The 14,166-nt window shown below is 40.4% G+C and carries 9 protein-coding genes; 8 read left to right on the forward strand and 1 reads right to left on the reverse strand.

Going from position 1 to position 14,166, the window contains the following annotated elements; all coding sequences use genetic code 11:
* Positions 1–109: 109 nt before the first annotated feature.
* Positions 110–4,432 carry a non-ribosomal peptide synthetase gene (locus tag LJE72_RS16870; protein WP_229249027.1) on the forward strand — a complete coding sequence of 1,441 codons (4,323 nt, stop codon included), beginning with the start codon at positions 110–112 and terminating at the stop codon, positions 4,430–4,432.
* A gap of 97 nt (positions 4,433–4,529) precedes the next feature.
* Positions 4,530–5,147 (forward strand): ATP-dependent Clp endopeptidase proteolytic subunit ClpP, encoded by a 618-nt coding sequence (gene clpP / locus LJE72_RS16875; RefSeq protein ID WP_229249028.1) that lies wholly within the window; start codon positions 4,530–4,532, stop codon positions 5,145–5,147.
* A 185-nt stretch (positions 5,148–5,332) separates the two neighbouring features.
* On the opposite strand, the gene LJE72_RS16880 is transcribed toward clpP, so the two are convergent.
* Positions 5,333–5,743, reverse strand: coding sequence for a putative ABC transporter permease (locus LJE72_RS16880; protein ID WP_229249030.1), 411 nt, complete (start codon positions 5,741–5,743; stop codon positions 5,333–5,335).
* A gap of 233 nt (positions 5,744–5,976) precedes the next feature.
* On the opposite strand from LJE72_RS16880, the gene galU reads away from it, so the two are divergent.
* The 6 genes from galU to LJE72_RS16910 all read left to right on the forward strand — a co-directional run bounded on the left by galU (position 5,977) and on the right by LJE72_RS16910 (position 13,793).
* Positions 5,977–6,864 carry a UTP--glucose-1-phosphate uridylyltransferase GalU gene (galU, locus tag LJE72_RS16885; RefSeq protein ID WP_229249032.1) on the forward strand — a complete coding sequence of 296 codons (888 nt, stop codon included), beginning with the start codon at positions 5,977–5,979 and terminating at the stop codon, positions 6,862–6,864.
* A gap of 252 nt (positions 6,865–7,116) precedes the next feature.
* On the forward strand, positions 7,117–7,866 hold the full coding sequence (locus tag LJE72_RS16890; RefSeq protein ID WP_229249033.1) for a hypothetical protein: 750 nt from the start codon (positions 7,117–7,119) through the stop codon (positions 7,864–7,866).
* A gap of 515 nt (positions 7,867–8,381) precedes the next feature.
* Positions 8,382–9,020: a hypothetical protein gene (locus LJE72_RS16895; RefSeq protein WP_229249034.1), complete on the forward strand. Its 639-nt coding sequence runs from the start codon at positions 8,382–8,384 to the stop codon at positions 9,018–9,020.
* A 182-nt stretch (positions 9,021–9,202) separates the two neighbouring features.
* Positions 9,203–10,321: an acyltransferase gene (locus LJE72_RS16900; protein ID WP_229249035.1), complete on the forward strand. Its 1,119-nt coding sequence runs from the start codon at positions 9,203–9,205 to the stop codon at positions 10,319–10,321.
* Positions 10,322–10,462: 141 nt separating this feature from the next.
* Positions 10,463–12,337 (forward strand): polysaccharide biosynthesis protein, encoded by a 1,875-nt coding sequence (locus LJE72_RS16905; protein WP_229249079.1) that lies wholly within the window; start codon positions 10,463–10,465, stop codon positions 12,335–12,337.
* Positions 12,338–12,437: 100 nt separating this feature from the next.
* A complete protein-coding gene (locus LJE72_RS16910) occupies positions 12,438–13,793 on the forward strand; it encodes a nucleotide sugar dehydrogenase (protein WP_229249036.1) in 1,356 nt (451 codons plus the stop codon).
* The last annotated feature ends 373 nt before the right edge of the window (positions 13,794–14,166 follow it).

Here is a 14,166-nt window from a genome sequence, read left to right on the forward strand (position 1 = left end):
TAAAAAGTGGTTACTATTTGGTAACATTATCAGCCAATAATTAAAATTTTCTCATCTCAGCTTGGTAAAGGGTGGAGAAAATATTAAGTGATTATTAGGAGGATGGAAGATGAATAATCCAATACTTTACCCTCTGACATTCCCGCAACAATCCATATGGGACATAGAAACATTTTATAGAAATACAAGCCATGCAAATTTAGCGGTTGGTGTGATAATCCAAGAAGATATAAATATGGACGTCCTTGAGAAAGCGGTTAACTTAATTATCCAAAGGCATGAAGCGATTCGTTTGAGATTCATTATGATTGAGGGAGAACCCCGCCAATTTATATCCGAGTTCCGGGAATACCAGATCGAACGACTGGATTTTAGTCATTCAAATGGACTAAAAGAGTTTGAGTACTGGAAGGATCATCAAACACGGCTTCCCTTTAAGCTTTTAGACATTGATTTATTTTATATTGCCTATGTCAGACTAAGTAACTCTAAAGTAGCATTGTATTTTAAATTTCACCATCTTATTTCGGATGCGTGGAGCTTGACGATGATTATCAAAGAAGTACTTAACGTCTATAGTGATTTAATAAACTATAAAACCCTTAAAATAGAACCAAAACCTTCTTACTTAAGTTATATTTTAGAAGATATCAGTTATAGTGATTCCCCTAAATATATGGAACGTAAAGCTTTTTGGCAAAAATTGTTTGAGACAATTCCTGAGCCTACTTTGTTAAATGTAAAAAATCGAGGAAAGAGGAATAGTCGGGCTAAAAGAAAAACCATGATCTTATCCCGTGATCTTTGCGATGACGTTAAAGCCTTTTCAATAAAACATAATGTCTCTGGTTTTATATTTTTCTTCGCCATTTTTTCCTTATGCATATCAAAAGTAACCTCTAAACGGGACCTTGTGATTGGTACTCCAGTACTTAATAGGGCAAATTATCAACAGAGGAATACGGCCGGAATGTTTATAAGCAATATACCTTTTCCTATAACCCTTGATTGCGAATGGGACTTCTTAACATTTCTTGAACATACTGCTAAGGTATGGAAGCGATTGTTAAAAAACCAACGCTATCCATATAAAGAGATTCTTAAAGATATTAGGGCAAAGTATGGTTTTTCAGGGACTTTAAACGATATCGCTTTTTCGTATCAAGTTTCTAAATTAGATGTCGAAAACATGGACCTAGAAACTTTTTGGAGTTTTAATGGACATGAAATTAACACTCTGTCTCTTAGCATAAGTGACTGGAAAGATGATGGAATGTTGAGGCTTGATTATGATTATTTAGTTGAAGCTTTAAGTGATGAAAAAGTTGAAGAAATTCATCGGTACTTTATAAATCTTTTAAAAGACGCGATTTCAGAGCCTTCCAAATCCTTGTCTCAAATCTCTTTGTTGACAACACAAGATAAATACAAACTTGTCCATGAACTTAACCTTACGAAGCTGGATTATCCTAAAAGAAAATTAATACATCAGTTGTTTGAAGAACAGGTAAAGAAAACCCCAGAGCATATTGCTTTAATTGTTAATGACAATAGACTTACATATCGAGAATTAAATGAACGTGCCAATCAACTAGCCTGGACCTTAAGGCTAAAAGGTGTAACCTTAAATAATATTGTCGGAATTATGCTCAGTCGTTCCCCTGAACTGATGATCGGTATTCTGGCAGTACTCAAAGCAGGAGGCGCCTATCTGCCTATTGACCCTCAATCCCCGGTTAGTAGAATTGAGGATCTGTTGCGTAATAGCCGGACACATATATTATTAACAAATCCCTCCGGTATTAAGGAAAAGGAGGCTGTTGAAAGGCTTGAAAGAACCTTAGGTTTAGAGCAGGTTGATCTGAATAATTCGTTAATATACTCAGGGTTATCCTCAGATCTGGAAAATCTTAATAAGCCAGATGATTTAGCCTATGTAATTTATACGTCTGGATCAACGGGTGCTCCCAAGGGAGTAATGATTGAACATCAATCAGTTAATAATCTTATTCATGCCCTCTGGAAATTTTTTTGCTTCTCAGAAAAGAAGGCAATTGTTTCCTTGACTACAGTAGCCTTTGATATCTTTGTTATGGAGACTCTGGTACCGCTATCCTATGGGTTATGTGTGGTTATGGCTAATGAATCTGAACAGAAAATTCCCAATCTCTTGTTCGATCTTATCAAGAAGAACAATATTCAAATGCTCCAGGCCACACCCTCTAAAATCCAGTCCCTGTTAAAAGATTCCCAATGCTCTGCAGGTTTGACGCCCTTAATGGATATTTTCATCGGAGGAGAATCGTTTTCTAGAGTAGTGCTCAATAAACTGCAGAAAGTTGCCCCGGTCGCAAGAATTTACAATATGTATGGGCCTACTGAAACGACTGTGTGGTGTATGTATAAAGAGGCAACTCAAGATGATCACGTAACTATAGGAAGGCCTATTGCCAATACTCAGATTTATATTCTTGATAGTACCGGGGCGCTAGTTCCTATGGGAGTGACAGGGGAGCTTTATGTCGGCGGAGAAGGGCTTGCTCGAGGATATCTCTATCGTCCGGATCTTACCCAAGAAAGATTTATTCCCGACCCTTTTCATGAAGGGAAGATTATGTACAGAACCGGAGATCTTGGACGTTGGACTTCAGAAGGGGAGATTGAATATTTAGGTCGAAATGATGATCAGGTCAAAGTCCGAGGTTTTCGTATCGAGTTAGGGGAAATTGAGGAATGTTTAATTAAACATGAACAAGTACAAGAAGCTGTTGTCATAACTCGTGAGGATGGGAATAAGAAGAATTATCTTTGCGCATATTTAGTCGGAAATAAGGTCTGCTCTACCTTAGAATTGAGAGCATATTTAGGGCGGCGCTTACCGGAATATATGATTCCTGCAAAATTTGTGTGGCTTGACGCGATCCCCCTGACTCCCAACTCCAAGGTAGATAAAAAGAGTCTGCCTGATCCGATATCGAGAGCAGAGCTGGAGGATACAATACTGACACCTCCGGGAAATCCAGTAGAAGAAGAATTGGTCAGATTATGGTCTAAAGTATTAGGAGTTGGTGACGTCGGCATTGATGATAACTTTTTTCTCCTTGGGGGAGATTCTCTGGCAATTATTGAGATACTCATAGAGATTTGGTTTAGAAAATGGGATTTAAATGCTCAGGACTTTTATGATTATCCTACGATTCGGCAACTTTCGGATAAGGTAAGGGGAGAAATAAAAGAAAGCAGAATTATTAAGTTAGAGGAGGAATTTCCACGGCCAGATGTGAATTATGATCAACCTTTGCAAAGCTTGATGCCAGCTTTGCGAGAAAACGTGCTTTTAACGGGAGGAACTGGTTTTTTAGGGATGCATCTGCTTTGGGAACTCTTGAATAGTACTTCAAGCACTATATACTGTTTAGTTCGCGGGACTGAAACGGAGAGACGGTTTCGACGTCTATTTAATAGCTACTTCTCGGTATCAGTGAAGTGTGACTATACCAGAATAAAAATCATCAAAGGGGATATCTCCCAAAAACTTTTTGGCCTAACTTCTGAAGATTATAGGGAGTTGGGAAAGAATGTTTCAATTGTGGTTCATGCAGCGGGGCTGGTTAAACATTATGGGGATTATTTTGATTTCGAGAAAGTAAATGTCCAGGGAACACAGGAAGTAATAGATTTTTGCTTAACCTTCGGCAGGCCTTTGAACCATGTATCCACTCTAAGTATTGCTGGGAATCAATTAACGGGTGAATTTGCCAGCGGGTGTTTTAACGAAACTAAACTGTATATAGGTCAAAATTATCGTGATAATTTATATATTAGAAGCAAATTTGAGGCAGAGGTAAATATCTTTAAAGCAACCTCATTGGGACTGCAAGCTGCTATTTTTAGAGTAGGAGTATTGACCGGCAGATATTCAGATGGTCAATTCCAAGAAAATATTCACGAAAATGCTTTTTATCAGAAACTAAAATCGATACTGGAGATTAGAGCGATTCCAAGGGATAAACTGCATCAGGAACTGGAATTTACCCCAGTAGATTCCTGCGCTCAAGGCATTGTTAATATCATTAAGACAAATACACGAGCTGGTCGCGTATTTCACATGTTTAACCATAAGAAAATCGAGATGACAAAACTAATCGATATCCTTCATACACTGGATATCAGAATTAAGCCTTTAGATATGAAATCGTTTTACGAATTAATTGAATACTATGTAGAGTCGTTACCTGCGCTCAGGGGATTTGTTTTGGACCTAACTGAGGCGCGTGATGTTGATCCGGAGCGCAAAGTTGGGATCGAGAGTAATATTACTCAAGCATATTTAAATGAAACCGGGTTTGAATGGCCAGATATTACTGAGGATTATTTGAATAAAATTTTAGATTATATGATAAAGGTAGGTTTTTTACAACAAATCATTTGACCTTAACTGACCTTTGTACTAAAATAAAGTTAATCGGCAAGAATATATTAAGTTAACTACAGTATCCTAATTAAAAGTGAAATAGGGGGAATTGTAAATGGGTTATCTAGTCCCAATGGTAGTAGAACAAACAAATCGTGGGGAACGTTCCTACGACATATACTCTCGTCTTTTGAAAGATCGAATTATCTTCCTCGGGGGTGGTATTGATGATGATGTCTCCAATCTTGTCGTAGCACAAATGCTTTTCCTCGAAGCAGAAGATCCTGAAAAAGATATTAATCTGTATATTAACAGTCCCGGTGGTTCGATCACTGCAGGAATGGCTATTTATGATACTATGCAATATATTCGCTCAGATGTACGTACGATTTGTATCGGAATGGCAGCAAGTATGGGGGCATTTCTTTTAGCAAGCGGTGCTAAGGGAAAACGAGTAGCTTTGCCTAACGCTGAAGTCTTAATTCATCAGCCGTTAATTGGTGGGCATGGACTTTCCGGGCAAGCGACTGAAATCGAAATTCATGCTAAACAATTGCTCAGAACTAAAGCAAAGATGAATAGAATTCTCTCTGAGAGAACGGGGCAACCCATTGAGAAAGTTGAAAGAGACACAGAGCGCGATTATTATATGACGGCTGAGGAAGCCAAAGAATATGGGCTTGTTGACCAAGTTTTAGAAAAACTTGAAGCTCCTGTAGAAAAAGAAAAGTAAGATAAGACAAAGCATAATAACTTTAAGAACGCAGGAGCGATTTATCGCTCCTGCGTTCTTAATTGTAATCATAAAACAATTCTTTTGCACGCATTTCAATACTTTAGGCAGACTGATTTTTATGGGAAAATAAGTCTCGTTAACAGTGCTGGCGGATAGCGGTATCGACCGAATTTATAGGGTCTTTATATTTTAAAGGGCAATTTATCCATGAAATCATGGAGATATTCAAATCCTAATCCGGCCAGAAACCATTCGGGAGCCATTCGGAGGGTAATGTATCCGTTAATATTTAACGAGTCATTATATTGCCAAGGGCAGCTTCCTAAGATTGAAGTCAAGACTGAACCGCTGGAATATTCTATGGTCCAGATTACGGCAAGATAAATCAAACCCCTAATCCACCAGGAATGTGAGCGCAGAGAGGTATGTAAGGGTTCTAGAAATACCGAGAGTCCATATATGGGGATCATTATTAAGAAGGTGAACCCTTGCATGCTTAAGTCCCCTTTGAGAAGGGAAGCTAAACCCGTATACATGACCTCAACGACGAGGCCAATAATTCCGTAGATAAAGAAGTGTTTAAGTTTTTCCATGTTCTTAGTATGGTAATATAATTTTTAGAGCATTCCAAAGGATCCAGGAATGTTTTGGAAAATAACAATGAAAAGGCTCGTAATATGTATTGTTTTACAAATATGTAAAAAGTAGAAGGTAATTAATGGCTGCTCGTCGAAACCCTCTCAGTGAATGAATGTGTGAATCTTTATAGTCCCTAAGAAATCTTAATCGAGGGCACAAAGTCTTATAACAAAGGAGAGGCGTTAGCATGCGTAGAATTCGTAAAGCAGTGATACCGGCAGCCGGGCTGGGAACCCGTTTTTTACCGGCAACAAAGGCCCAACCAAAAGAAATGTTGCCGATTGTGGATAAACCAACTATTCAATACATTGTAGAAGAGGCTATTCAATCCGGAATAGAGGATATTGTTATTGTGACAGGCCGGAATAAACGGGCCATTGAAGACCACTTTGATCGCTCGATGGAACTTGAAGCTTTCTTGGAAAAGAATGCTAAAGACGAACTGTTAGATTTGGTTCAGGATATTGCACAGATGGCGGATATTTATTACGTTCGGCAAAAAGAAGCCTTAGGTTTGGGACATGCAATTTACAGTGCCCGGAAATTCATTGGTAACGAACCGTTTGCGGTCCTTTTAGGGGATGATGTCATTTATTCAGAAGTGCCTGCTTTGAAGCAAATGATCAATCACTATCAGCGCTATGGGGCAAGTATAGTAGGAGTTCAAGAGGTTCCGCTGGAGGATACTCTTAAATACGGGATAGTGGATGGGGAAAGGTTTGCTGATCGGCTTTATCGTGCCAAGAATATGGTAGAGAAACCGCGTCCGGAGGAGGCTCCGGAAACTCACTTAGCTATCATGGGGCGATATATCTTAAACCCTGAAATATTTGGTATCTTAGAGGGTCTGCCAGCTGGCAGGGGTGGAGAAATACAGCTCACAGATGGAATTAAGGAACTGGGGCGCTATCAGGAGATACTCGCTTATGAATTTGAAGGTCGTCGGTATGATGTTGGAGATAAGCTGGGTTTTGTGGAAGCAACCATCGACTATGCCTTGCGCAGAGGAGATCTTTCGGAAGAACTATTTGATTATCTTCGAGAAGTAGTTCGAAGGGAAGACGAGAACAGATAATATTTGGACCCTCACCGCTTTTGGTGAGGGTCCAAATATTTCTGTTCTTGGCCTAATAAATTACCGACTTTTTTTGGACAATGCTGCTTGATTATCGCGAATTATATGGACTGGCTGAAGGCTTTTGACAGTTCGTGAACATAGAGAACAGAAAATGAACCAGACTCTACAGCAAAAACGACACTCTTCTCTCCTAAAAATTGGTAAAATGCTCTCGTAGTATAAAAAAAGTCTAAAGGAGGGAAGAGACTAATGATACCAATAGACAAAAAGAGAATAGTAACCTTAGCCGGAACGTTAGTTCTTGCGGGTGCTGTTGTTGCAGCAGGGGTGTATGGCCCTAGTGTCTGGAAGGTTTTCAGGCAACAAAGCGCTATTACTGACCAGGTGGTTATTCAAACACCAGCTGTTGACGGCAATAACAGCATTAATGGCAGTAATGGTACGATGTTGCCTGAAGGAACTGCTCCACCTGCGGTAAAAGGAACAGCGGAAACAACGCCCACCGCAGCACCCACGACCGTTAATTCACCCCCACAAAGTGATTCGGGATCGAAAAATAAGTACAGGGAACCGGACACTAAGCTGATAGACTTGGCGCCGTCTGTCACTGCATTCTTCGGAGAGGCTGCATTAAGTGATGATGCAAAAACATTAGCCTTTGGCTCCGCATGGAATATCCACCAATATGTAGATGGTTATCTCTATGGGCCGGCAGCGGGTCCCCAGATGAACGAAGAAGACATTAAGAAGTACATCGTATTCCATAAAACATTGCTGGACAAGCAGTATAAAAATGAAGCGAATGCTTCCAAAGCTTCAGCCTTTACGAGTTACCTGGATGTGCTGTTAAACAGTGGGATCGATTCGTTTGATTCGAAGGATAAAACCCGGATTGAACAGTTCCACCAAGGAATTCACGATCTCGATGCTCATCTTATGCGCAATGACGCAAGTTCAAAGATCTACGGAGCGACGCCATTTGCAACCAAACGGACATAATTTAGGTATTAACTGAAGCAATGAACATAAGAATGAAATGAAGCTTAGCTGCAGCACTATATGCGGTAACTAACTGCACTAAATTGTATTCAAGGTGCACAATGGCGCACTTGTATTTGATAATGAGGTTTATGTATATAAGGCTAAAAAGTACAATTCTTTGATGAGCATTATAAGACTTTCGGATTTTATATATAGATTGATCCATCAAATTGGTTATTTTATGGATTGACAATCTGCTAAAGCGGAGGGAGACAGGCCTATCGAAAAAGACTAAATTGAGAATATTATTCCGTTGAAAATTGAATTGGCAATCGGATTAGTGGAAACGACCTTGTGTTTACAAGGTTAGAAGCTGATCAAGATTGTTTTAAAATTAAATAAATGATAAAAAACACAAGGCCGTCTATAATGGACAGGCCTTGTGTTTTTTGTTAAATACAAAATAAATGTCTAACATCTCCTTTCTTTGGTCAATATAGTAATAAAACCATTTGAAGGAGATATTGGTCTTTATGCGTAAGATGAATTATTTGTTTGGAGCGCTGGCGTTAGGACTTGGTGTACTGGTTGGGACACTAGGTGTGTCTTTACTCACGAATTCGAGTTCCCCGACTTCATTTATCTCCAAGTTGCGTGGCCAAGATAAGATACAAACTGTTTCGGGTACCGTGAATGATCCTATTCAGATCCCGCCGCAAGACCCTGGGACAGTCGGCATGTCTGAAAGTGATCTTCATTCTCTTTCTAATAAGGATTCACTTATGGCGCAACAAGTTATCACAGACTATAAGCAGAACATCGGAATCTTTTTCGGAGCCTGGAAATCAACAGATATGGCTACCTTTCGTCTCAAACTTGCTAAAGCGTATACGGGAGATTTATTTGAAAAACATGCGCGGCGGGCAGAAGAGTATTTGGTACAAGGTATAGGCTTAGATGTGAGTCAAATAGTCTTCGATCAAGTCGATGTGGAAAGTGTCTCTGAAAACGCCGCGACCCTGCGAGTGGATTATCGTTATACAGCAAAGGATTACAGTTTAACTGATGGAACTGCAGTAGGGGAAGAGCATGAACAGATTGTTCAAGTTCGTGTCAATCTCGTTAAACAAAGTTCGCGTTGGATAATTACGGGAGAGAGCACAATACAGTAATTGGTTAAAAAGGGCTACAGTCTAAAAATGACTAAGTAGTCCTTTTTTATGCATAAAACCAGGGTGTATGATAAACTAGTGCTCAGTTAAACCTTTGGTGCAGCTAGGCGAACTCGTCGTTTAGTTACCTATAGAAAAACGTGTACTCGAAGAGCTGACCAATCAGAGGAAGGAATATCAACATGATTCGAAGCAGAACAAGTAATGTCAAACCCGATATAATTGAGGAAATTGGGTATTTAAGAGGATTTGGGGTTTTAGCAGTAATCGCTATTCATACAACAGGCTACTTTACAGAAGTTAAACAGTTCAACTCCTTGGTTCTGGTGAATTTATGGGCAGATATTTTTTCTCAATTCGCAGTGCCGCTGTTTATCTTGATATCGGGGGTTGTGTTAGCTAAGAACTATTGTGAGTCATTCTCATTAAAGGAGTTCTACAGAAAAAGAGTACGCTCGATTATTCCCCAATACTTCCTGTTTTCTATCTTATATACTGCATTTAACCATTGGGACATCATGAAAAATAGTTCGTTGGATACTAACTTCGCACTTTTACTAAATAATATTTGGCTTGCAGATGCTTCATATCATCTATGGTTTTTTTCGATCATCATTCAATTTTACATCCTTTATCCCCTGATCATAAGAATTTACTCGTTATTCAAACAGAGAAATAGATCAGAACTGTTGTTGGTTCTAATGTTAATGATACAGACATTTTTTATGGCTGGCCTGCACACCTCATATTTATCAGGTACAAAAATTAACTTTATGGGCTTTCTTTTTTACTTTTGCTTAGGGATTTATACTTGGGATCATTTTGACTCCTTTAAGGGGAAATTCACGGTGCCAAAGTCCTTTTTATTGATCATGTCCATTGCCCTAACTTTAGGAACCAGTTTTTTTGTAATTATCGGTTTAACGACAGGCTATAGATATGACTCCATTCCAGCTTACTTCTTCATAGGTCCGGAGCTCATATATCCTGTTCTGAGAGTCATCTCCTTTTTATTTCTCTTTAAGGTGTCTATGAGCTTTCTTGGGAAAAGGAGAAGTATCTTTGCTAAAGTTATTAAAAGAATCGGAGATTATTCCTTCGGAATCTATCTAATCCATATCTTTTTTAACCAATCCGCTATTAAAATCCTCAGGAACTATCAGATAGATTTTGATAGTTGGGCTTTTTATCCCATAGTATTTGCTATCACGATTATTTTAAGCTATTTAAGTATTAGGCTGGTTAGTTTCCTTCCTTTTAGTTACTATTTAGTAGGCTCTCAGAGCAGAAAAAGATCTTAAATTAAGATCTTTAAAGGGATTTTTTGAGTCGCCTTGAACAGAGGCTGCCGATTGTTCATAGTTGTAAAACCATGTGAGTTGTAGTAAACTTTAGAACGATAAAGTTTAATGTTGAGGTGTAGCGAGAAAGGGTTGAGCAACGTGTTATTCCGCAAACGAACGTTGATTTTAATGCTGATTGATGCTTTGTTAATCAACTTGGCAGCTTTCGGCAGTTTTTATTTGCGCTTTGATGAAGGTATACCCTTAAATTATTACCAGACTTATTATCAGACAGCCATTGGCGGGACTATTTTATATCTTGCGGTTTTCTACGTCTTTGGGTTATATAATCGTCTTTGGCAGTATGCAAGTACAGGGGAGTTACTTTCGATTGTTTATGCTGTTTCAGTTGGAACTGGAGGAACAGTAGCAGTGGTATACTTTTATGGTATATCTAATGCAGCAACTCTCACCTATATTAGGATGCCACACACTGCAGCATTGCTTCTTTGGTTGGCAATGGTTTTTTTAATTGGAGGTTCGCGGTTTATTTGGCGGATCTTACAGGAAAATACCTTAGATCGTCATGTCCCAGGCTCGCAGAAACTAGTACTTATTGTTGGGGCAGGAGATGCCGGAGTATTAGCTGCCCGAGAATTAAAAAACCGTAATTATCGAGATGGTCGCCCAGTCGGTTTTATCGATGATAATCATTCAAAACAGAAGTTGCAGTTACTTGGAATTCCAGTCTTAGGTACGAGGATCGATATTGCCCGTATTGTAAAAGGACATAACGTGGATGAAGTTATCATTGCCATGCCATCGGCTTCAGGCCAATCCGTTCGCGAAATTGTGGAAATATGTGAAAAATCCGGGGTCGTTTTAAAAATAATGCCGGGTGTCTATGACATTATTAGCGGAGACATTAATGTTAACCCGATTCGACAAGTCCAGGTGGAGGACTTGCTTGGTCGAGACCCGGTTTCCGTTGATCTGGAGGAAGTAGCGGGTTATGTTGCAGGAGAAACTGTGTTTATCACAGGAGCCGGTGGATCCATCGGCTCGGAAATCTGTCGTCAGATTGCCAGGTTTAATCCAGGGAAGCTGGTTCTGCTCGGACACGGGGAAAACAGTATTTTTGACATCGAACAAGAATTGCGTGTCGAACACCCGGGAATCGACTACATAACTGAGATCTTGGATATCAAAGACCGAGAAAAGGTTTTCTTAATCTTTAATAGATATAAGCCGGGGGTTGTCTTCCACGCTGCAGCCCATAAACATGTCCCTTTGATGGAAAGAAACCCGGAAGAAGCTCTAAAGAATAATGTTGTTGGGACACAGAATTTAGCTGAAGCCGCCGATCAAGTAAAAGTAAAGACCTTCGTTTCGATTTCTACAGACAAGGCGGTTAATCCAACAAGTGTTATGGGAGCTACTAAGCGTACCGCGGAAATGCTTATCCAAAGCTTGGATCTTCGTTCTCAAACGAAGTTTGTAGCCGTCCGGTTTGGCAATGTTTTAGGAAGCCGCGGCAGTGTGATTCCTACCTTTAAACGGCAAATTGCTCAAGGCGGGCCAGTTACGGTAACTCATCCGGATATGGTTCGCTACTTTATGACAATTCCTGAAGCGGCCCAGTTAGTCATCCAAGCAGGAGCCATGGGACGCGGCGGTGAGATCTTCATCTTAGATATGGGGAAACCGGTTAAGATCGTGGATTTAGCCAAAGACCTAATCAGGCTTTCGGGTTTCCACCCCGATGTTGATATTAAGATCCAATTCACAGGGATTCGGCCGGGTGAGAAGCTCTTCGAAGAATTATTGACGGCTGAAGAAGGAGTTACATCGACTAAACACAGTAGAATCTTCGTTGCAAAACCGAATGGAATCGACGTAAAACTCCTGGAAGAGTTAACCCATGTCATTCGAGAACGAGGCAGCTTTTTAACCAGAGATGAAGTTATTGAATTGTTACAGACCGTGATCCCCACTTTTCGTAAGAAGGTGGAAAAAGTTGTAGTTAATCACTGAACTAAGTCCAGCTAAAGCCAGACTTGAGATGAAACAGAAAAGTGAAACTCCCACTTCAGGAGTGGGAGTCTTAGAATGGATTAAGGAGAGATTTATTAAGATGTTAACCGTACGGAATGTAATTACTGACGAAGATGTGGTTGCCAAAGCTCTCAAAGAAAAAATAGAAAAACATGAAGCAAGAATTGGAGTTATCGGTTTAGGATATGTAGGACTCCCTTTAGCTGTAGAAAAAGGGAAAGTCGGATTTCCCGTGACAGGTTTTGACATCAACCCGGCACGTGTGGACCGCGTCAATGCAGCGGACAACTATATTGGGGATGTCAAAGATGAAGATCTCAAGGATGTTGTGCAGAGCGGGTTGTTGATCGCAACCACAGATTTCTCGCGCTTAGCGGAATGCGATGTCATAATTATTTGTGTACCTACCCCTTTAACCATCACTCGTGACCCGGATATCTCCTACATGCAGGCGTCGACAGAAGAGATCAGAAAATATCTTCGCCCGGGACAGATAATCACCTTAGAGAGCACGACCTATCCAGGCACAACAGAGCAAGTCATTCTGCCTTTATTAGAAAAGACAGGACTCAAAGTGGGTCGCGACTTTTTTCTCGCCTTCTCACCGGAGCGCGTCGATCCAGGCAACAAACGCTTCAGTACAAAAAACACCTCTAAAGTGGTGGGAGGAATGACTCCCGCATGCTTAGAAATTGCTTATTCACTCTATACCCAAACTATATCCAATGTGGTTCCCGTATCCTCACCGGCGGCTGCTGAGTTGACCAAAGTCTTTGAAAACACTTACAGAGCGGTTAACATTGCTATGGTGAACGAACTAATGATGCTCTGTGACCGCATGGGAATTGATATATGGGAAGTGGTTGAAGCCGCAGGAACAAAACCATTCGGAATTCAAACCTTTTACCCCGGTCCGGGAGTAGGAGGGCACTGTATCCCTATTGATCCCTTCTACCTCACCTGGAAAGCTCGTGAGTATGATTTCCATACCCGCTTCATTGAACTTGCCGGTGAGATCAATGTAGAAGTTTCATATTATGTTATCAATAAAGTTGTGCGTGCCTTAAATAGTGTCAACAAGAGCTTGAAAGATGCTAAGATCTTTGTCCTTGGGGTAGCCTATAAAAAGGATATTGATGACATGCGCGAATCTCCAGCCTTAAAAATTATCGAACTCTTGCGCAAGCAGGGGGCAAGTATCACCTACCATGACCCCTATATTCCGGTTATTGAGCCACACGGTGGAAGTATGCTTCACTTGGAGAGTGTCCCCCTGACGGATGAAGTCTTAGCTAATTCGGACGCTGTCTTAATCCTAACCGATCATACGGCAGTGGATTATGAGAGAGTTGTTGACAAGGCCAAACTCGTAGTAGATACCCGTAATGCCACGAAAAATGTTCTCAGCAATCGTGAGAAGATCGCTAAAATCTAGACTCTGAAATATGGCGATTGAGGTATAGAAACCCAACGCTTTAAGGGGAATCAGCAGATTCCCCTTAAAGCTGTACAGTACAAGCAAAGAACAGCATATTCTTAAAATTAACCCCGACAACAGACAGTTCCTTGTCTCTACAGCCTTAGAAGTGGGATGATTTCCAGCAAGCGAAAGTGAACTTGTTCAGCTAAAGCTGTACATGGAGACTTCGGGGAGTATACCTTCTTCGCGTCAAATGTTCCTATTGGGAAAGGCCCTCGGAGATACTCTCGACCGGAGACTATCGTCACTGAAGTAGAATAAGGAACACCCACTTGAAGAAGTGGGAGTCTCGGAATTGATAAATCAAGGAAAGAGTGGTTGTATTTAT

Origin of the sequence: Desulfosporosinus shakirovi (assembly GCF_020595055.1) — a bacterium.
Lineage (GTDB): Bacteria > Bacillota > Desulfitobacteriia > Desulfitobacteriales > Desulfitobacteriaceae > Desulfosporosinus > Desulfosporosinus shakirovi.

Excerpts from the sequence above, each read along its gene's own strand:
- clpP (WP_229249028.1), top strand. The coding sequence starts at position 4,530 with ATGGGTTATCTAGTCCCAATGGTAGTAGAACAAACAAATCGTGGGGAA.
- LJE72_RS16890 (WP_229249033.1), top strand. The coding sequence starts at position 7,117 with ATGATACCAATAGACAAAAAGAGAATAGTAACCTTAGCCGGAACGTTA.
- LJE72_RS16910 (WP_229249036.1), top strand. The coding sequence starts at position 12,438 with ATGTTAACCGTACGGAATGTAATTACTGACGAAGATGTGGTTGCCAAA.
- LJE72_RS16895 (WP_229249034.1), top strand. The coding sequence starts at position 8,382 with ATGCGTAAGATGAATTATTTGTTTGGAGCGCTGGCGTTAGGACTTGGT.
- LJE72_RS16900 (WP_229249035.1), top strand. The coding sequence starts at position 9,203 with ATGATTCGAAGCAGAACAAGTAATGTCAAACCCGATATAATTGAGGAA.
- galU (WP_229249032.1), top strand. The coding sequence starts at position 5,977 with ATGCGTAGAATTCGTAAAGCAGTGATACCGGCAGCCGGGCTGGGAACC.
- LJE72_RS16870 (WP_229249027.1), top strand. The coding sequence starts at position 110 with ATGAATAATCCAATACTTTACCCTCTGACATTCCCGCAACAATCCATA.
- LJE72_RS16880 (WP_229249030.1), bottom strand. The coding sequence starts at position 5,743 with ATGGAAAAACTTAAACACTTCTTTATCTACGGAATTATTGGCCTCGTC.